Source organism: Variovorax paradoxus, assembly GCF_030815975.1.
In the GTDB taxonomy this organism is placed as follows: Bacteria; Pseudomonadota; Gammaproteobacteria; order Burkholderiales; family Burkholderiaceae_C; genus Variovorax; species Variovorax paradoxus_N.
In genome coordinates, this window is sequence record NZ_JAUSXL010000002.1 from 2,174,633 (window position 1) to 2,192,961 (window position 18,329).

Here is an 18,329-nt window from a genome sequence, read left to right on the forward strand (position 1 = left end):
GAAAAACCATGCCTACCAACGCAGTCGTCGAACTCCTGGCCAGAGAGCTCAACCATCAGGGCGGCGTGTTCTGCCCCAGCCCCAAGGCGGACATGAAGCTCTGGGACACCCATCCCAAGGTCTACCTGGACGTGGCGCGCACCGGTGAGGCCAAGTGCCCCTACTGCGGCACCGTCTACCGCCTGAAGGCGGGCGAGACGGTGTCGTCCCGGCATTGACCGTTCGCGGCCTGCTGGGCCGCTTCGGCGCGGCCTACCTGCTCCTGCTGCTCATCCTGGGCCTGGCGCTGAACCTGTTCGGCGTCAAGGCCAACGCGGGCGTCAACACGGCGGCGCTCCTGGGCGCCGTGATGTGGGTGTGCCTGGCTTTCGGCAAGAAGAACGGCCGGTACCTCGCGCGCGATGAAAAGACCCGCGCCGTGCTCGGCATGATCGCGATCGACCTGGCGATCCAGGCCGCGGTGTCGGTGGCGGCGGCCCTGGCTGCCGGCGCTTCGGTGCTGCAATTGGGGCCGATGCTGCTGGTGCTGCTTTTCGTGGGCGCGCTGCACGCCGCGGTGATCTACTTTTTCGTCGGCATGGCGGGCCGGCAGTTCGCGGCCGCCGAAGCCAGGCGCAGCAACAGCAGATAGTTATAGCGATTGCGGCGGGACCTCGAGCGCCGCCGCGATGCGCCGCGTCGGCCACAGGCCGCGCCAGGGCTGCGCATCGCGCAGTTCCTGCGCCAGCCGCAGGTAGACCATCGCAATCCACAGCAGCGCCAGGCCGATCTGCGCGTCGCGCATGGCCGAGTTCACGCTCGACGCGATCAGCGCGATCAAGGTGGCGGCCAGCGCGTAGCGGCCCGCGATGTCGGGCCGTTTTCCACGCCTGCCAGACGGCACCCGCCATGATGGCCAGCAGGCTCAGCAAGGCCGGCAGCCCGCCCTGCGCGCCAACCCACAGGAAGTCGTTGTGCGGCATGTTCGAATCGGCGAACAGCGCCGGGCCGCGCTTGTGCCATTGGTCGGTCCAGCCGCCGATGCCCCAGCCGGTGAGCGGCCGGTCGGCGATCATGAGGCCGGTGTCGCGGTACATGTAGTAGCGGATGACCCAGCTGCCCTTGAAGATCGCGCCGGCCTGCGCCTTCTCGATTTCCTCCACGCCGGTCTCGACCTTGTGCTGCAGCTGCGGCAGCTGGTAGAGCCCGGCCGCCAGCACCACGGCCCCCAGCACCAGCGCGCTCACCAGCATCTTCAGGTGGCTGCGCCACTGGTGGATGCACACCACCGGAATCACCAGCATCAGCGCGAGCACCGAGGTGCGCGAGGTCAGCGGCAGCGCCACCACCAGGCCCAGGCCGAGCACCAGCACGAAGGCCGGAACGGCGCGCAGCGGCCGGTGCGCGGCGATCTGCGCAATGCCCCACACGGCGGCCGTGGACGCCACCACGCTGAACAGCAGCGCGTTGCTGATCGACTTGTTGCCCACTTCCATGACCACCGCGCGCAGCGGCGGCCAGATCTGGAAGCCGATGGCGTAGTAGGCGACGACCAGCAGGACATTCAGCGCCGCGATCAGCAGGAAGCCGCGCAGCGCCCATATCGCTTCTTCGCGCGCGAGCGCCATCGCCATCAGTATCGTGAGGCCGATGCGCAGGCCGTGGAACAGGTTCGAGCCGGTCTCGGGATAGTGCGGCCCGATGGCCAGCACGATGAAGGTCCAGGCCAGGTACGCCACCAGCGGCCACCACAGCGGGTTGGCGCGCAGCCGCGCGAAGCGTTCGCGGTATCCGCCGGCCAGCCCCATGGTGGCGAGCAGCAGCAGGGCCGAAAGGTAGGTGACGCCGACGGGCATGAACACCACCAGCCCCCAGAACATGGGCCGCGGGCCTGACGATGTGCGATCTCTGCATAGGGCCGGCATTCTAGGTGGGGCCGGCGGGCCTCAACCTGACTTCGGACCGGCCGGCCTGTTGTGTCAGCCGCGGCTGGCCGCCGGCAGCCGGATGACAAAGCTGGCGCCGCCGCCCGGGCGCTCTTCGCAGCGCACGCTGCCGCCGTGGCGCTCGGCAATCGACTTCACCAGCGCGAGCCCCAGGCCCACGCCGCCGTTGCGCTCGCTGGCGCCGGGCAGCCGGTAGAAGGGCTCGAAAATGCGCTCGCGCAGGGCCGCCGGCACGCCGGGTCCGCGGTCGTTCACGCGCACGGTGGCAAAGCCGTTGGCGCTGCCCAGTTCCACCGAAATTTCGCCCGCTCCATAGCGGCGAGCGTTCTCGAGCAGGTTGCGGATCGCGCGGCGCAAGAGGCGCGAGACGCCGGGCACGGTGAGCCTGGCGTTGTCGGTGCCTTCCACCAGGTCGAGCTCGGCATTCACCTGCGAGCACTCCTCGGCCGCGAGCCCCGTGAGGTCGACCGCCTCGATGGTGCCGATGTCGGCCTCGCTCGCATCGAGCCGGCTGGCCAGCAGGATTTCGTCGATGAGTTGGTCGAGCTCGCCGATGTTGCGCGAGATTTCTTCCCGTGCCTTGGGGCTCGGGCGTTCGCCCATCAGCTCCAGGCCCATGCGGATGCGGGTGAGCGGCGAGCGCAGCTCATGCGATGCATTGGCCAGCAGCGACTTGTGCGAACGCACCAGCTGTTCGATGCGTTCGGCCGACGCGTTGAAACGTTTGGAGAGATCAGCCACTTCGTCCTGCCCTTCTTCGGTCACGCGCACCGAGAGATCGCCCTCGCCCCAGCGCTGCACGCCGCGCTGCAGCGCCTCCAGCCGCTGGGTGAGCCGCCGCACGATCGGGTACACGCCCAGCGCCACCGCAATGCCCACCAGCGCGATCATCCAGCCCAGCCCGAACGGCGTGCGCCAGGGCGCGAAGCCGCCGGTACCCGAGGGCCGATCGCGCGGCGCCACGCGCAGCGTGATGGCCTTGCCGTCGCTGAGCGTCACGTCGAACTCCAGCCCCTGGCCCGGCACGCGCAGCGCCTTGCCGCTGCCGATGGTGCGGTCCTGCGCATCGAGCACCACCACGTTGCGCGGCACCGGCGCCAGCCGTTCGCGCTCGGCCTCCGCTGCCTCGCGCACGATCCAGTTGGCCATCAGCGTGAGGATGACGACGCCGCCCACCACCGCGAGCCAGATGCGGACGTAGAGGTGGCGGGAGTAGAGGCTGCGCAGCATCAATCAATCTTGCTGCTTGGCGAACACGTAGCCCACGCCGCGCACCGTGAGGATGCGCTTCGGGTTCTTGGCGTCGACCTCGATCGCGGCGCGGATGCGGCCCATGTGCACGTCGATCGAGCGGTCGAAGGCCTCGAGCTCGCGGCCGCGCACGGCCTCCATGATCTGGTCGCGCGTGAGCACGCGCCCGGCGCGCTCGGCCATCGCCACCAGCAGGTCGAACTGGTAGGAGGTGAGGTCGGCCAGCGCGCCGCCCACCGACACGGTGCGCGCGTTGCGGTCGATCTCGAGCGTGCCGAAGCGCATCACCGTGCTGGCTTCGGTGTCGGCGCTGTTCTCGCTGCGGCGGCGCAGCACCGCGCGGATGCGCGCGAGCAGCTCGCGCGGCTCGAAGGGCTTGGGCAGGTAGTCGTCGGCGCCGATTTCCAGGCCGATGATGCGGTCCATCGGATCGCCCTTGGCCGTGAGCATCAGCACCGACACCTTGGAAGCCGGAGGCGGCAGCGAGCGGATGCGGCGGCAGATCTCCAGGCCGTCGGTGTCGGGCAGCATCAGGTCGAGGATCACCAGGTCGGGCGCGTGCTGCTGCAGCTGTTCGAGGCCGCTGGCGCCGTCGCCGGCGTGCGTGAAGAGGAAACCCGACTGCGTCAGGTATTCGCCCACCATCTGCGCCAGGCGGGCGTCGTCTTCGATCATCAGGAGTTGAGGGGTGCTCATGCGCTTCATGGTCGTCCACCGGGGGCAACGGGGCTTGAACGCCCCGTAAAGTTGGGTAAACGCAGCTTCCGGATGTCAACCGGAAGTTCTGCAAAAAGCATGGCGCCGCCTTGCACGCTGGCGGGCACGGCGGCGATGTTTTCCTCGAGTATCGAGGGGAGGGTGCAGCCGCCCAGGTCCGCATGGTCCGCCCGCGCCCGTTCGAGGATCTCGCTGGCCAATTGGCGCAGCTGCGCGGCCGAGGCCCGGATGCGCGCCCTGAACTCGGCATCGTCCAGCCGCGCGTCCTTCAGGCTCCGATTGAGCTCGGCGAACCAGGGCATGGCGGCCTGGTCGAGCATGACCGGGGCGTTGCGCTTGGCACTGGCCGCGGACCAGCTGCGCAGCAGTTGCTGCACCGCGAGGTTCAGGCGCCGGCAGTGCTGCAGCTCTTCCTTCAGGCTGCCCAGCAGCATCAGGTCGGTGAGCCGCTGCTGGAAGAAGATCTGCGAGAGCACGCCCCAGTAGTAGGTGTAGTCCCAGATCACCTTCACCGGCAGCACCTCGGGGTCGCCGAACAGCGGGTACTGGTCCTGGTAGAGCGCCAGCGTGCTCTCGTAGAACGAGTGATAGATCTGGTCGTAGAGCTGCGCGCGGGCTTCGAGCGAACGGCCCGCGCGGTCGTGCGCCACCAGGTCGGTGATGTAGGTGTTGCTGATTGCGATGAAGTCGCTGCCCGGCGAATAGAAGGGGTCGAGGAACAGCCCGGCCTCGCCCGTCAGGGCCCAGCGCTGGCCCGAGAACACCTGTTTGCAGCCGTGCGAGAAGTGCTTGAGAAACGCGAAGTCCTGCAGCAGGTGTCGCTTGCCGTCGAGCGCGTCGTACAGCCTCGGCTGGTAGGTGGCGAACCACTGCATGGCCTTGTCGAAGGTGTCGATGGTGTCCAGCGGGTGCAGCTTCGGGTCGGCCACGATGCCCACCGAATGCGAGCCCGAGGCCAGCGGAATCAGCCAGGCCCAGTAGCCCGCGCCCACCAGGTGGTTGGTGGAAAGCCAGCGCGCCTGCGGATCGCAGCGCTCGCGCCATGTGGCGTTGTCGCTCCATTCGTCGATGGCAATGCGCTCGCCGATGCGGAACCACACGGCGTTGACGTCGTGGGCGTTGGCCTCGGCAAGACCGAGCTTGCGCTTGAGCAGGCCGGCGCGGCCGCAGGCATCGACCAGCCAGCGCGCCTGGGCGCTGTGGGTTTCGCCGCCGCGCGTCCATTCGAGGCGGTGCGGTGCCTCGGCGTCCGGCGCCAGCTCGACGCGGCGCACCAGCGCGGCATCGTCGAAGCGCACGCCGCGCCGCACGGCTTCCTCGGCCAGGTAGTTTTCGAAGATGCCGCGGTCGATCTGGTAGCTCGGCACCGCCAGGTAGCGGCTGGCGCCGATCTCGGTGACCTGGTCGATGTCGCGCCGGCCTTCGCTGAAGAAGAAGCGGAAGCCGAACTTGCGCAGCTGCGCGCTGTGCATGTGGGGCTCGAGGCCGAGCACCGTGTCGAAGTAGTGCGCGCCGATCTCGACCGACGACTCGCCCACCTTGTGCGCCGCGTGCGGCACCGGGTGCGTGCGGCGCTCCAGCACCAGCACGTCGAGGTCCTGGAAGCGCTGCTTCAGCTGCAGCGCCAGGGTCAGGCCCGCGAGCCCGCCGCCCATGATCACTGCGTCACATCGTTGCGCAGTGCCGGCCATGGAGCCTCAGTCCCGGACCCGCTGCAGTTGAAGCCGCAGCGACAGGGCGGAAGACAGCGGCAGGCCGATGGGCGGTGGCGGGTCGTCTTCCAGGCGCGCCAGCGCTTCGAACAAGCCGAGCGCATGGGCCATCGGGTTGATGTGCGCCAGCGTTTTCGCGGCGTCGGAAAGCGGTACGGGCACAGTGCAATCGCCGCCGTTCTCTTCCACCGACCAATCGAGCACGGCCACGCTGCGTTCCGTGCGTTCGGCCGCAATCACCAGCGCCACGGCCAAGAGGCCCTGGCTGTCGGTCACCGAGGTCAGCGGGCCCACCGTGGGCGTGTCGTAGCCCACCAGCAGCACCGGCGACTGATCGGCCGCGCATTGCACGGCCGCTTCGAGCAGGCCGGCGGCAAAGCTGTTTTCGTAGGCCGAGACCGAGTTGCTGGCCGCCATGCAGCCGGTGCCGATGGTCCAGTAGCCCACGGCCGCGTTGTGCACCGAGTTGTGAAAGCGCGTGGGCGACAACACCGTGGGGTCGGTGGCGAGCGTGCTGCACATGTAGTCGTTGATCGAGAGATCGCCGTGCGCCGAGACGAACACGCAGGGCACGTCCGCAGCGTTGCGGCCCGAGCCCGCCATCGACGCGGCGGCCACTTCGAGCGCCAGGGCCACCGTGTCGGGCGCGCGGCGGCGCTCGGCCGGCGCCAGCACCTGCGGCGAGGGGCGCCTGGCGGGTGGATCGGCCAGCGCGCCTTCGCCGCGGAGGGCGGCGCGGGCGGCGTCCCAGCCCGGCAGGGTGGGCGTCCAGAAGGCCGGGCCTTCGATGTAGAGAGTCGGGGGCCTGGGGGCGCTCATGCGGGTTGTCATTGGATGTCTCCTTCGCGAAACACCGTGGAACCGGCTTTGCCGGGCCACCGGTGTTGCCCCCGGTAGGGGGAGGGAGGAGCGACACGAAGTGCGCGGAGCCTGGGGGCGAGCATCATTTACCGAACACCAGCGAGCAGTTGTTGCCGCCGAAGCCGAAGGAATTGGTCAGCGCGTAGCGCACCTCGCCATGCGCGGGCGCGAGCCTGATCTGCGGGCCGAAGCCCGCGTCGAGCTGGTTCGTGTTCACCGTGCCCGGCATCAGGCCGCGCTCGATCGCGAGCAGGCTGATCACCGATTCGACGATGCCCGCCGCCCCCAGCGTGTGGCCCATGAAGCCCTTGGTCGAGCTGGCATGGGTGCGCGCCGGAAAGCGCCGCGCCACCAGGGCGCCTTCGACCTCGTCGTTCTTCTGGCTCGCGGTGCCGTGCATGTTGATGTAGTCGATGGCCTCGGGCGCCAGGCCCGCGCGCGCCAGCGCCTCGTCGAGCGCGCGCTCGGCGCCCAGGCCCTCGGGGTGCGGCGTCGACATGTGGTGCGCATCGCTGGCTTCGCCGTAGCCCAAGAGCCGCAGCGGCGCGGCTGCATCGTCCTGCACGCGCTCCAGCAGCGCGAAGCCGGCGGCCTCGCCGAGGCTGATGCCCTTGCGGCCGGCATCGAAGGGCCGGCACGGCTCGCTCGACACCAGTTCGAGCGAATTGAAGCCGAACAGCACGCTGCCGCACAGCGTGTCGACTCCGCCCACCACGGCGGCGTCGGCCAGGCCGAGGCGGATCAGCCGCTCGGCCGAGGCGAACACCTTGGCGCTCGACGAGCAGGCGGTGGAAATGGTCTCGCTCGGCCCGGTGAGCCCGAGCACCTGCTGCACGAACATGGCCAGCGAATGCGGCGTGTGCACGGCCGGGCGGCGCTGGCTGGCGGGAAAGAGGCCGCCGGCGTCGAGCTGGGTGTAGGCCAGCTCGGTCTCGCCGATGCTGGAGGTCGAGGTGCCCAGGATCAGCGCGATGCGCGAGGCGCCGTACCTGGCCCGCGCAGTCGCCACGGCTTCGGGAAAACCATCCGCATGCAGGCCCAGCCAGGCCAGCCGGTTGTTGCGGCAGTCCCACGAGGCCAGCGCCTCGGGCAGGCGGATGTCCTCGAGCCCGTCGACCCGGCCGATCCAGGTGGGCAGCGGCGCGTCGCCGAAATCGTTGGCGCGCAGGCCGCTGCGCGAATGCTCGAGCGCCTCGGCGAGCGGCTCCTTGCCGACGCCGACGGCCGACGTGGCCGTGAAGGCGCTGATCTGAAGGGGAGAAATGCGGGGCGGCACGTTGCTTTTGGGTGGCGGACGGAAGGTGAATGATCGCTCTGGGAGCGAAGCGGAGGTAACCGGAAAGTGACAGCCTACCAGTTGCGCGGGGCCCGCGGCGTCAGCTGTTTTCCTATACGGCCCGTGCCCTATGGGCGCTCGGCGGGGGCCTTGGTGGTGGTGATGCGGGCCGCCAGCGCCACCAGCAGCAGCACCGGCACGCCCAGCAGCGCGGTGGCGGTGAAGAACTGGGCATAGCCGTGCGCATCGACAAAAGCGCCCGAGTAGCCGGCGATGAACTTGGGCAGCAGCAGCATCAGCGAGCTGAACAGGGCGTACTGCGTGGCCGAATAGCTGATGTTCGTGAGGCTCGACAGGTAGGCAATGAAGGCCGCCGAGGCAATGCCGCCGGCCAGGTTGTCGGCCGACACTACCGCAATCAGCGCCGTCAGGTCGTGCCCGCGCGAGGCCAGCCAGGCAAAGAGCAGGTTGCTCGCGGCGCTGAGCACCGCGCCCAGCATCAGCACGCGCATCACGCCCAGCCGCATCGACAGCACGCCGCCCACGAAGGCGCCCACCAGCGTCATGACCACGCCGTAGATCTTGCTGACCGTGGCCACCTCGTCCTTGGTGAAGCCCATGTCCACGTAGAAGGGGTTGGCCATGATGCCCATCACCACGTCGCTGATGCGGTAGATGGCAATCAGCGAAAGAATCAGCGCGGCCTGCCACTTGTAGCGCCGGATGAAGTCCGCAAAGGGCTCGACCAGCACGCCCTGCAGCCATTCGGCCGCGTTCTTCGGCTTGGGCAGCACGCGGCGCACCGGCTCGGGCGAGAGCAGCACCGTGAGCACGCCCACCGCCATCGAGGCCGCCATCACCAGGTAGGCCGTTTTCCAGGCGCCGTTCTGGTAGGCCGCCGCACCCGTGGCGCCAGCGGCCGGCGCCACTTCGGCCCAGGCCGCCACCCACAGCACGCCGGCGCCGGCCCAGATCATCGCCAGCCGATAGCCGGTCTGGTAGGCGGCGGCGAGCGCGGCCTGCTTGCGGGTTTCGGCCGACTCGATGCGGAAGGCGTCGAGCGCGATGTCCTGCGTGGCCGAGCCGAAGGCGACCAGCAGCGCGCACCAGATCAGCGGCGCCAGGCCCTGGCGCGGGTCGTTGAGCGCCATGCCGACCAGCCCGGCGATCACCACGCCCTGCGCCAGCAGCAGCCAGCCGCGCCGGCGCCCGAGCAGCGTGGTCAGCGGCGGCAGCGGCAGCCGGTCGACCAGCGGTGCCCAGGCCCACTTGAAGCCGTAGGCCAGGCCCACCCAGCTCAGGTAGCCGATGGTGGTGCGGTCGATGCCCGCCTCGCGCAGGCGAAAGCTCAGCGTGCCCAGCACCAGCAGCAGCGGCAGGCCGGCGGAAAAGCCCAGCGCCAGCATGCGCAGCGTGGCGGGCTCCAGGTAGACCTTGAGCGCATCGCGCCAGGGCAGGGAGGGGGCGGTGGAGGTTTCGGCGGGCTGGGCAGACATGAACTTCGGATTGTCCATGAGGGCGCGCCGCATGCCGAGCCCGTCTTTTTGTCGGCAATTGTTCCTATGATCCGCGCATGTGCACACGATGCGAGCTTCTCGTTTCCTCCGCGGCTTCTTCGGCGTCGCGCGCCTCGGCCTGGCAGCCGCGGCGGGCCTTCCTGCTCGCGGCGGCCGGTGCGGCATTGGCCGGGCCGGCCCTGGCGCAGGTGAACGTGGGCAATGCCTCGGTGGCGCGCAACCTGGTGCCGGCCGACCGCATCGAGGCCGCCGGCGTGCAGCAGTACGGCCAGCTGCTCGAACAGGCGCGCGCCAAGGGCGCGCTCGCGGGCGACGGCAATGCGCAGCTGCAGCGGCTGCGCACCATCGCGAACCGGCTGATCCCCTTTGCCACGCCGTGGAACTCGCGCGCGCGCGACTGGAAATGGGAAGTCAACCTCATCGGCAGCAAGCAGATCAATGCCTTCTGCATGCCCGGCGGCAAGATCGCGTTCTTCACCGGCATCCTCGAACAGCTCAAGCTCAGTGACGACGAGGTCGCCATGGTGATGGGGCACGAGATGGCCCATGCGCTGCGCGAGCATGCGCGCGCGCGCATGGCCAAGAGCGCGGGCACCGGCGCGGCCCTTTCCATCGGTGCGCAGCTGCTGGGGCTGGGCCAGATGGGCGACCTGGCGGCCCGCGCCGGCACGCAGCTGCTGACTCTCAAATTCAGCCGCAGCGACGAAACCGAGGCCGATCTCGTCGGGCTCGAACTCGCGGCGCGCGCGGGCTATGACCCGAAGGCCTCGGTCACGCTCTGGAACAAGATGGCCACCGCCTCGAAGAACCAGGGCGGCCTGAGCTTTCTTTCCACCCACCCGAGCGGGCCGGACCGCATCCAGAAGCTCGAGGCCAGCCTGCCGAAGGTCGAAGGGCTTTACCGGGAAGCGAAGCGGAGCTGATGCCTGGCTCCCTCTCCCTCTGGGAGAGGGCAGGGGTGAGGGCCGCGGCCTTCCATAATGAGCCGCGCTTCATCGGCGGCACGGAGCCCTCACCCCAACCCTCTCCCGGGGGGAGAGGGGGCAAATCCCTCACGACGCTGAAAAGACGCCCTGTTCTCGCTTGGCACATTGCTTGCATCTCGACTTGTACACAAGTTTGGATGCTTGATCATGGTGCATGAAGAAAACGGATCGGCCGCGGCGGCGTGGATCGCGCGCTTCGCGCAGCCGGTGCCCGGTGCGGGCACCGGCCCCCTTGCGGGCCTGCGCTTTGCCGTCAAGGACAACATCGACGTGGCCGGCGTGCCCACCACCGCCGCCTGCCCGGCCTTCGATCGCCGGCCGCAAGAGCACTCGGCCGTGGTGCGGAAGCTGCTCGATGCCGGTGCATCGCTGCTGGGAAAGACCAACCTCGACCAGTTCGCCTGCGGCCTGAACGGCACGCGCTCGCCGTATGGCGAGGTGCCCAATGCCTTCGACGCGCGCTATGTCTCGGGCGGCTCCAGCTCCGGGTCGGCCTATGTGGTGGCCGCGGGCGAGGTCGATTTCGCGCTCGGCACCGACACCGCCGGCTCGGGCCGCGTGCCCGCAGGGCTCAACAACATCGTCGGGCTCAAGCCCTCGCGCGGCCTGCTGAGCGCCTTTGGCGTGGTGCCCGCCGCGCAGAGCGCGGATTGCGTGTCGATCTTCGCGCGCACTGTTGGCCTGGCCGTCGACGTGCTTCTTGCGGCCGCCGGGCCCGACGCGCGCGATCCCTATTCACGCGAACTGGCGCTGCGCAGCGATCCGTTTCCATCGGCCTTCCGCTTCGGCGTGCCCGACACGCTGAGCTTCTTCGGCGATGCCGCGGCCGAAGACGCCTTTCGCGATGCGCAGGTGCGGCTGGCGGAGTTCGGCGGCACGGCCGTGGCGATTCCGTTTGCGCCGCTGGCCGAGGCCGCCGCGCTGCTGTATGAAAGCGCGCTCGTGGCCGAGCGCTATGCGGCGGTGCGCGGGTTCTTCGATGCGCACGGCTCCCAGGTGATCGAGCCGGTGCGCGGCATCCTCGAAAGCGGCCGCGGCTACGACGCCGCCGACGTGTTCGAGGCGCAGACCCGTCTGCGCGCGCTCGCGCAACGCATCGAGCCGATGTGGCGCGGCATCGACGTGCTGCTGGTGCCGACCGCGCCCACGCACTACACGCGCGAACAGATGCGCGCCGACCCCGTGGTGCGCAACCGCAACCTCGGCGCGTACACCAACTTCGTCAACCTGCTCGACTATGCCGCGATCTCGGTGCCGAGCTCCCTGCGCGCCGACGGCCTGCCCTTCGGCATCACGCTGATCGGCCCGTGCGGCAGCGATCTGGCGCTGGCCGAACTGGGCCAGCGCTATCACCACGCCACCGGACTGCCACAGGGCGCCACAGGCTTGCCGCTGCCCGAGCCGCGCGCCATTCCGGGCCTGGCCGCCTCGCCAGCGCAGACCATGCCCATCGCCGTCGTCGGCGCGCATCTCTCGGGCATGCCGCTCAACGGCCAGCTCACCGAACGCGGCGCCACGCTGCTGCGCGCCACCACCACCGCGCCGCGCTACCGCCTGCATGCCCTGCCGGGCACCGTGCCGCCCAAGCCGGGGCTGCAGCGCAGCGCGATCGGCGGCGCAGCCATCGCGCTCGAAGTGTGGTCCGTTCCCGTCGCGCAGGTCGGCAGCTTCCTGGCCCTGATCCCGCCGCCGCTGGGTCTGGGCAGCGTCGAGCTCGCCGACGGCAGCTGGGTGCACGGCTTCATCTGCGAAGGCCATGCGCTCGCCGACGCCGAAGACGTGAGCCACCACGGCGGCTGGCGCGCCTACATCGCGAGCCGCGCCGCAGCTTCTTCCCGAGCCATTCCAACCTGACCGATCGAGGAGTCCTCATGCGCATCCCTGAGAAACCGCCCGCCGCCTCCGCCGCGTCGCGCCGCCAGCTGCTGCAGGCCGGCGCCGCGGGGCTGGCCGTGCTGGCCGCGCCCGCCATCGTGCGCGCGCAGGCCGCGCCCAAGATCCGCATCGGCTTCTGGCCCGTGGCGGCGGGCCTGCCCTTCTTTGCCGCGGTCGACCGCGGCTACTTCAAGGAAGCGGGCCTCGACGTGGAGCCGCTCACGTTCGCGGGCGCGCAGCAGGTCATGGAAGGCATGCTCGCGGGCCGCTGCGACGGCAGCGCCAACGGCACGGGCTCGGCCAACCTTGCCATCGGCGAGATCGCGCAGCCGGGGCTCTTCAAGATCTTCTGCACCAACCCGAGCAACGCCAAGTTCGTGCTCGACGAATTCATCGTCGCCAAGGACAGCCCGATCAAGGCCATGGCCGAGCTGGCCGGCAAGAAGATCGCGTCCGGCCCCGGCATCCAGAACGTGACCCTGTGCAAGACCATGCTCGAACGCGCGGGCGCCAAGGGCGCCACCGTGAGCGAGCTTCCCATCGGCCAGCATGTGGCCGCGCTCGTCGCGGGGCAGGTCGACGCCTGCTACACGCTCGAGCCCACCGGCACCGTGGGCCGCATGAACGGCACCACGCGCGTCATCGAGGCTGGCGTGGTCGCCAGGTACATCCTCGGCGATCCGATGGCGCCCTGGCACGGCGGCGCGGCCAGCCTCACCAGCGAGTTCATCAAGAAGAACCCCGAGGTGGCGAAGAAGTACATCGCCGCCTATGCGCGCGGCGTGGAGCTGGTGCGCAGCAAGCCCGACGACGCGCGCCAGCACATGAAGGGCTACACCGCCATCGAAGGCAGCCTCACGGCCGAAGTGCCGCTCGCCTCGTACACGCTCTACAACGAATTCAAGCCGAGCGACGTCGCGTACTTCCAGAAGTTCTACGACCTGTTCACCGAGAAAGGCATCTTCGAGAAGAAGGTACCGGTGGACGGCCTGCTCTACAAGGCATGACCATGGCCGACGCAAGCACGAGCACGGCCGCGCCGTGGACACCGCCCGCCGCCGGCGCGACGGCGGCGGCACCGAAACCGCCGCTGCGCGACCGCCTGCTGCCCTTCATCGGCCCGGTGGCACTGTTCATCGTGTGGGACCTGGCGGTGCGCCTGGGCTTCATCAAGCCGATCCTCCTGCCCACGCCGGCCGACACCATTGCGGCGCTGATCCCGGGGCTCGCGGGCGGGCCGCTGCTCACCGACTTTGCGATGACGGTGTGGCGCACGCTGCAGGCCTTCGCGATTGCGGCGGTGGTCGGCGTGCCGCTGGGCGTGCTGCTCGGCAGCAACGAGCGTGCTTATCGCAGCGTCGAGTTCCTGATCGACTTCTTCCGCTCCACGCCGTCGTCCGCGCTGATTCCGCTGTTCCTGCTGATCTTCGGCGTGTCGGACGTCAACAAGGTGGCCATCGCGGCTTTCGGCGCGCTGCTGATCGTGGTGTTCAACAGCGCCTACGGCGTGATCAATGCGCGCAAGCAGCGCGTGATGGCGGCGCGCGTCATGGGCGCCTCGCGCTGGCAGATCTTCAAGGACGTGCTGGTGTGGGAAAGCCTGCAGCCCAGCTTCGTGGGCCTGCGCTCGGCCGTGTCGATGGCGCTGGTGATCGTCATCGTGGCCGAGATGTTCATCGGCTCCGACACCGGCCTGGGGCACCGCATCATCGATGCGCAGCAGGTGCTCAACGTCAAGAGCATGTACGCGGCCATTCTTGCGGCGGGCGCACTGGGCTATGCGCTCAACATTCTCTTTCTCGTCGCCGAGCGCCGCATCGTGCACTGGAGCGGAAGATGAAAGCCACGCAAGACATCGTCGTCAACGGCCCGGTGTATGCCGACGTGCCCAGGCCCGTCTTCAAGCCCGGCCCGGCCGGCACGCACATCACCATCCGAGGGCTCACCAAGTACTTCGCGGGCTGGCCGCTGTACGAGAACTTCGACCTCGACATTCCCAAGCACCGGATCGTCTCGGTATTCGGGCCCAACGGCTGCGGCAAGTCCACGCTCATCAACATGATCGCGGGGCTCGTTCCCATCGATGCGGGCGAGATCCTGTTCGACGGGAAGCAGCGCAAGGACACCAAGATCGGCTACGTGTTCCAGAACTACCGCGAGGCGATGTTCCCGTGGATGCGCACCATCGACAACATCGCCTATCCGCTCAAGCTCGAAGGGCGCAGCAAGGCCGAGGTCGACCGGCGCATGGAAGAACTCGTCGCATCCTTCGACGTGAAGTTCGACTTGAAGCGCTTTCCGTACGAGCTCTCGGGCGGCCAGCAGCAGACCGCATCGATCATGCGTGCGCTCGCGCCCAAGCCCGAGGTGCTGTTTCTCGACGAACCCTTTTCGGCGCTCGATTTCGAGATGACGCTCTTCATCCGCGAGAAGCTGCAGGAGGTGTTCATGCAGACGGGCACCACCATGCTGCTGGTGTCGCACGACCTCGAAGAGGCCGTGTACCTGGCCGACGAGGTGCTGCTGCTGACCAAGCGGCCCACCAGGGTGGCCGAGATCCTGCGCTACGGCGATGCGCGGCCACGCACGGTCGAGACGCTCAGCACCGACAGCTTCGTGGCAACCAAGAAGCTCAGCCTCGACATCTTCCAGCGCGAGGTGCGCAGATGACGCTGGAGATCAACATTCCCGAGGTGCTCGCCGAAGTGACGGCCGTGTTCGCACGCTACGAAGAAGCGCTCATGGCCAACCAGCCCGCAGTGCTCGACGAACTGTTCTGGAACAGCCCGCTGACGCTGCGCTACGGTTTCTCGGAGAACCACTACGGCCATGCCGGCATCCGCGCCTTTCGCGCATCGCTGCCGGTGCAGAGCCCGCCGCGCGAGCTGCTGCGCACCGTCATCACCACCTACGGCCGCGACTTCGCGACCGCCAACGTCGAGTTCCGCCGCGAAGGCAGCGGCCAGACCGGCCGGCAGAGCCAGACCTGGCTGCGCACGGCCGAGGGCTGGCGCGTGGTTGCCGCCCACGTGAGCCTGCTGGGCTGAGCGCGGGGCACATTTTTTGCACTCCCTTCAACCTCTGGAAAGAACGCCATGACAAGCCCAATCAATCGCCGCGATTCCCTCAAGTCCCTGGCCGCGCTCGGCGCCGCCGGCACCCTCGGAGGCTGGAGCGCGCTCGCCGGCGCACAGGCCAAGCCGCTGACCGTCGGCGTGATCTACGTCGGCGCGCGCGACGACTATGGCTACAACCAGGCGCACGCCATGGCCGCGGCCGAGGTCAAGAAGCTGCCCGGCATCAAGGTGGTCGAAGAAGAGAACGTGCCCGAGACCGCCGCCGTGCAGAAGACCATGGCCGGCATGATCTCGCAGGACGGCGCCAAGCTCCTGTTCCCCACCTCGTTCGGCTATTTCGATCCGCACATCCTGGCTGTCGCGCCGAAGTACCCCGACGTTCGCTTCTCGCACTGCGGCGGCCTCTGGACCGAAGGCAAGCACCCGAAGAACGCCGGCAGCTTCTTCGGCTACATCGACGAGTGCCAGTTCCTGAACGGCGTGATCGCGGCGCACATGACCAAGAGCAACAAGATCGCCTTCGTCGCCGCCAAGCCGATTCCGCAGGTGCTGCGCAACATCAACGCTTTCACGCTGGGTGCGCGCTCGGTCAAGCCGAACATCACCTGCAGCGTGATCTTCACCGGCGACTGGTCGATGGCCGTGAAGGAAGCCGAAGCCACCAACAGCCTGGCCGACCAGGGCTGCGATGTCTTCACCATGCACGTCGACGGCCCCAAGGTGGTGGTGGAGACCGCGGCCAAGCGCGGCAAGATGGTCTGCGGCTACCACGCGAGCCAGGCCAAGCTCGCGCCCAACGCGTACCTCACCGGTGCCGAATGGAACTGGCTCACGGCCTACAAGACCGCCATCGAGGCCGCGCAGACCGGCAAGCCGCATCCCAACTTCCTGCGCGGCGGTTTGAAGGAAGGCTACGTGAAGATGTCGGCCTATGGCCCGATGGTGCCGGACGCCGCGAAGAAGCAGGCCGACGACATCAAGGCGAAGATGATCGCGGGCACCTTCGACATCTTCAAGGACGGCATCAAGGACAACAAGGGCGCGGTCGTGGTGCCGGCCGGCAAGGTCTTGAAGCAGACCGACCTGGAACTCGAAAAGATGAACTACCTGGTCGAAGGCGTCGTCGGTTCGGCCTGAGTTTCAAGCCCATGCGTCACGCGCTCAAGGAATTCGCCCTGCCGACGTTCGCCATCGCGGCGGCGCTGCTGCTGTTCGGGCTGCTCGTGGCCTTTGCCGGCGTCGATCCGGTGGAGGTCTGGGCGACGCTCTTCAAGGGTGCGTTCGGCGACTGGTTCTCGTGGCAGAACACCCTGCAGCGCGCCGCGCCGCTGATGCTCACCGCACTGTGCGTGGCGCTGCCCGCGCGGGCGGGGCTGATCGTCATCGGCGGAGAAGGCGCGCTGGTGCTCGGTGGCCTGGCCTCTGCCGCGCTCGCGCATGCGGTGCCGCTGCCCGGCAACATGCTGGGCACAGTGGTGGTCTGCCTCGCAGGCGCGGCGGCCGGTGCGCTGTGGATCATGCTTGCGGGCTGGCTGCGCCAGTACCGCGGCATCAACGAAACCATCAGCAGCCTGCTGCTGGCCTACATCGCCATCGGCATCTTCAAGCACCTGGTCGAGGGGCCGCTGCGCGATCCGGCGAGCCTCAACAAACCATCGACCCATGCGCTCGCCGACGGGCTGCTGATCGGCGGCATCGGCGGTTCGGACGTGCACTGGGGCTTCGTGATCGGCGTGGTCGCCTGCCTGGCGCTCGGGTGGTGGCTGCGCGCCACGGCCTCGGGCTTTTCGGTGCGCGTGGTGGGCGGCAATCCGCGCACCGCGCAGCTCGTGGGACTGCCGGCCACGCGGCTCATCCTCGGGGCCTGCGGGCTCGGCGGCGCCTGCGCGGGGCTCGCGGGCGCCGTCGAGGTGGCGGCGGTGCACACCAATGCCAATGCCTCGCTGATCGCGGGCTACGGCTATGCGGGCATCCTGGTGTCGTTCATCGCGCGCCACAACCCGGTGGCCATCGTGCCGGTGGCGATTCTTTTTGGCGGCTTCGGCGCGGCCGGCAGCCTGCTGCAGCGCAGGCTCGGGCTGCCCGATGCTTCGGTGCTGGTGCTGCAGGGCATTGCCTTCGTGCTGATCCTTGCGAGCGAGGGGTTGCGCATGGTCGACTGGAACGCCCTGCGCGCGCGCGTTCCGCGCGGCGCGGGGGCGGTGCGATGACCGCGGACCAGTGGATTGCGCTCGCGGCCGGCATCGTCGGCGGTGCGCTGCGCGTGGGCGCGCCCTTCCTGTTCGTGAGCCTCGGCGAATGCCTCACCGAGAAATCGGGCCGCATCAACCTCGGGCTCGAAGGCGTGCTGGTGCTCTCGGCCATGGCGGCCTTCGGCGGTGCCTATCTCACCGATTCGGCGTGGCTCGGCGTGCTGATCGGCGCGATGGCGGGGGCGGCGCTCGCGCTGCTGCATGGCCTCCTGTGCTCGCTCGATCGCGTGAACGACGTCGCGACCGGCATCGCGCTGATGCTGCTCGGCACGGGGCTCGCGTTCTATCTTGGCAAGCCGCTGATCCAGCCGCAGGCGCCGCAGATTCCTGCGATACCGCTGGGCTTCTGGAGCGACAACACGGTGGTGCGCTCGGCATTGCAACTCAATGCGCTGGTGCCGATCGGCGTGGCGCTGGCGGTGCTGCTCTGGTGGGGCTTTGCGCGCACGCGGGCCGGCCTGCTGGTGCGCATGGCCGGCGACTCGGCGCAGGCCACGCGCGCGCTCGGCTATTCGGTCTCGGGCCTGCGCATCGCAGCCACCACGGCGGGCGGCTTCATCGCCGGGCTCGGCGGTGCATCGCTCACGCTGTTCTATCCGGGCAGCTGGAACGAAGGCATCTCGAGCGGCCAGGGCCTGATCGCGGTGGCGCTCGTGATCTTCGCGCGCTGGAGCCCGCTGCGCTGCGTGGGTGCGGCGCTGCTCTTCGGCGGGGCGGGCGCCATCGGACCGGCGCTGCAATCCATCGGCATCGGCTGGGGCTATCACCTGTTCAACACCGTGCCCTACGTGCTCACGCTGGTGATTCTGGTGTTGACCTGCAGGCCCGGCACGGCAGCCGCCGGCGCCCCGGGCGAACTTTCATCGACAAGGAGCTGAAT

Annotated in this window: 17 protein-coding genes and 1 pseudogene; 11 read left to right on the forward strand and 7 right to left on the reverse strand. The window is 69.0% G+C overall.

Annotation, left to right across the window (positions count from 1 at the left end; translation table 11 throughout):
* Positions 1-8 precede the first annotated feature (8 nt).
* On the forward strand, positions 9-218 hold the full coding sequence (locus QFZ47_RS14000) for a zinc-finger domain-containing protein (RefSeq protein WP_012745419.1): 210 nt from the start codon (positions 9-11) through the stop codon (positions 216-218).
* On the forward strand, positions 155-631 hold the full coding sequence (locus tag QFZ47_RS14005; protein ID WP_307656206.1) for an ABZJ_00895 family protein: 477 nt from the start codon (positions 155-157) through the stop codon (positions 629-631). The genes QFZ47_RS14000 and QFZ47_RS14005 overlap by 64 nt, the downstream gene beginning before the upstream one ends.
* A gap of 328 nt (positions 632-959) precedes the next feature.
* On the opposite strand, the pseudogene QFZ47_RS14010 reads toward QFZ47_RS14005, so the two are convergent.
* The 7 genes and pseudogenes from QFZ47_RS14010 to QFZ47_RS14040 all read right to left on the reverse strand — a co-directional run.
* Positions 960-1,904 (reverse strand): annotated as a pseudogene (locus QFZ47_RS14010) (O-antigen ligase family protein); the annotation flags it as partial.
* Positions 1,905-1,958: 54 nt separating this feature from the next.
* Positions 1,959-3,155: an ATP-binding protein gene (locus QFZ47_RS14015; RefSeq protein WP_307656207.1), complete on the reverse strand. Its 1,197-nt coding sequence runs from the start codon at positions 3,153-3,155 to the stop codon at positions 1,959-1,961.
* 3 nt (positions 3,156-3,158) lie between these two features.
* On the reverse strand, positions 3,159-3,881 hold the full coding sequence (locus tag QFZ47_RS14020; protein ID WP_124958357.1) for a response regulator: 723 nt from the start codon (positions 3,879-3,881) through the stop codon (positions 3,159-3,161).
* Positions 3,878-5,584, reverse strand: a complete 1,707-nt coding sequence (locus tag QFZ47_RS14025; RefSeq protein WP_307656208.1) for an NAD(P)/FAD-dependent oxidoreductase — start codon at positions 5,582-5,584, stop codon at positions 3,878-3,880. The genes QFZ47_RS14020 and QFZ47_RS14025 overlap by 4 nt, the downstream gene beginning before the upstream one ends.
* 6 nt (positions 5,585-5,590) lie before the next feature.
* Positions 5,591-6,436, reverse strand: a complete 846-nt coding sequence (locus tag QFZ47_RS14030) for a beta-ketoacyl synthase chain length factor (protein ID WP_307656209.1) — start codon at positions 6,434-6,436, stop codon at positions 5,591-5,593.
* Between the two features lie 112 nt (positions 6,437-6,548).
* Complete coding sequence (locus QFZ47_RS14035) at positions 6,549-7,742, reverse strand: beta-ketoacyl-[acyl-carrier-protein] synthase family protein (RefSeq protein WP_307656210.1); 1,194 nt, start codon at positions 7,740-7,742, stop codon at positions 6,549-6,551.
* Positions 7,743-7,870: 128 nt separating this feature from the next.
* Positions 7,871-9,238 carry an AmpG family muropeptide MFS transporter gene (locus QFZ47_RS14040; protein ID WP_307656211.1) on the reverse strand — a complete coding sequence of 456 codons (1,368 nt, stop codon included), beginning with the start codon at positions 9,236-9,238 and terminating at the stop codon, positions 7,871-7,873.
* Positions 9,239-9,315: 77 nt separating this feature from the next.
* Here QFZ47_RS14040 and QFZ47_RS14045 point away from each other — a divergent pair, with 77 nt between their 5' ends.
* The 9 genes from QFZ47_RS14045 to QFZ47_RS14085 all read left to right on the forward strand — a co-directional run bounded on the left by QFZ47_RS14045 (position 9,316) and on the right by QFZ47_RS14085 (position 18,327).
* Complete coding sequence (locus tag QFZ47_RS14045) at positions 9,316-10,182, forward strand: M48 family metallopeptidase (RefSeq protein ID WP_307656212.1); 867 nt, start codon at positions 9,316-9,318, stop codon at positions 10,180-10,182.
* A gap of 210 nt (positions 10,183-10,392) precedes the next feature.
* Positions 10,393-12,099 (forward strand): allophanate hydrolase, encoded by a 1,707-nt coding sequence (gene atzF, locus QFZ47_RS14050; RefSeq protein WP_307656213.1) that lies wholly within the window; start codon positions 10,393-10,395, stop codon positions 12,097-12,099.
* Positions 12,100-12,116: 17 nt separating this feature from the next.
* Positions 12,117-13,127, forward strand: coding sequence for an ABC transporter substrate-binding protein (locus QFZ47_RS14055; protein WP_307656214.1), 1,011 nt, complete (start codon positions 12,117-12,119; stop codon positions 13,125-13,127).
* A 2-nt stretch (positions 13,128-13,129) separates the two neighbouring features.
* Complete coding sequence (locus QFZ47_RS14060; RefSeq protein WP_307656215.1) at positions 13,130-13,960, forward strand: ABC transporter permease; 831 nt, start codon at positions 13,130-13,132, stop codon at positions 13,958-13,960.
* Positions 13,957-14,790 (forward strand): ABC transporter ATP-binding protein, encoded by an 834-nt coding sequence (locus QFZ47_RS14065; RefSeq protein ID WP_307656216.1) that lies wholly within the window; start codon positions 13,957-13,959, stop codon positions 14,788-14,790. Before QFZ47_RS14060 ends, QFZ47_RS14065 begins: the two co-directional genes overlap by 4 nt.
* Positions 14,787-15,167: an oxalurate catabolism protein HpxZ gene (gene hpxZ / locus QFZ47_RS14070; protein WP_307656217.1), complete on the forward strand. Its 381-nt coding sequence runs from the start codon at positions 14,787-14,789 to the stop codon at positions 15,165-15,167. Before QFZ47_RS14065 ends, hpxZ begins: the two co-directional genes overlap by 4 nt.
* Positions 15,168-15,215: 48 nt before the next feature.
* Positions 15,216-16,334, forward strand: a complete 1,119-nt coding sequence (locus QFZ47_RS14075) for a BMP family ABC transporter substrate-binding protein (protein WP_307656218.1) — start codon at positions 15,216-15,218, stop codon at positions 16,332-16,334.
* A gap of 11 nt (positions 16,335-16,345) precedes the next feature.
* Positions 16,346-17,407 carry an ABC transporter permease gene (locus tag QFZ47_RS14080; RefSeq protein ID WP_307656219.1) on the forward strand — a complete coding sequence of 354 codons (1,062 nt, stop codon included), beginning with the start codon at positions 16,346-16,348 and terminating at the stop codon, positions 17,405-17,407.
* Complete coding sequence (locus tag QFZ47_RS14085) at positions 17,404-18,327, forward strand: ABC transporter permease (protein ID WP_307656220.1); 924 nt, start codon at positions 17,404-17,406, stop codon at positions 18,325-18,327. Before QFZ47_RS14080 ends, QFZ47_RS14085 begins: the two co-directional genes overlap by 4 nt.
* Positions 18,328-18,329 lie beyond the last annotated feature (2 nt).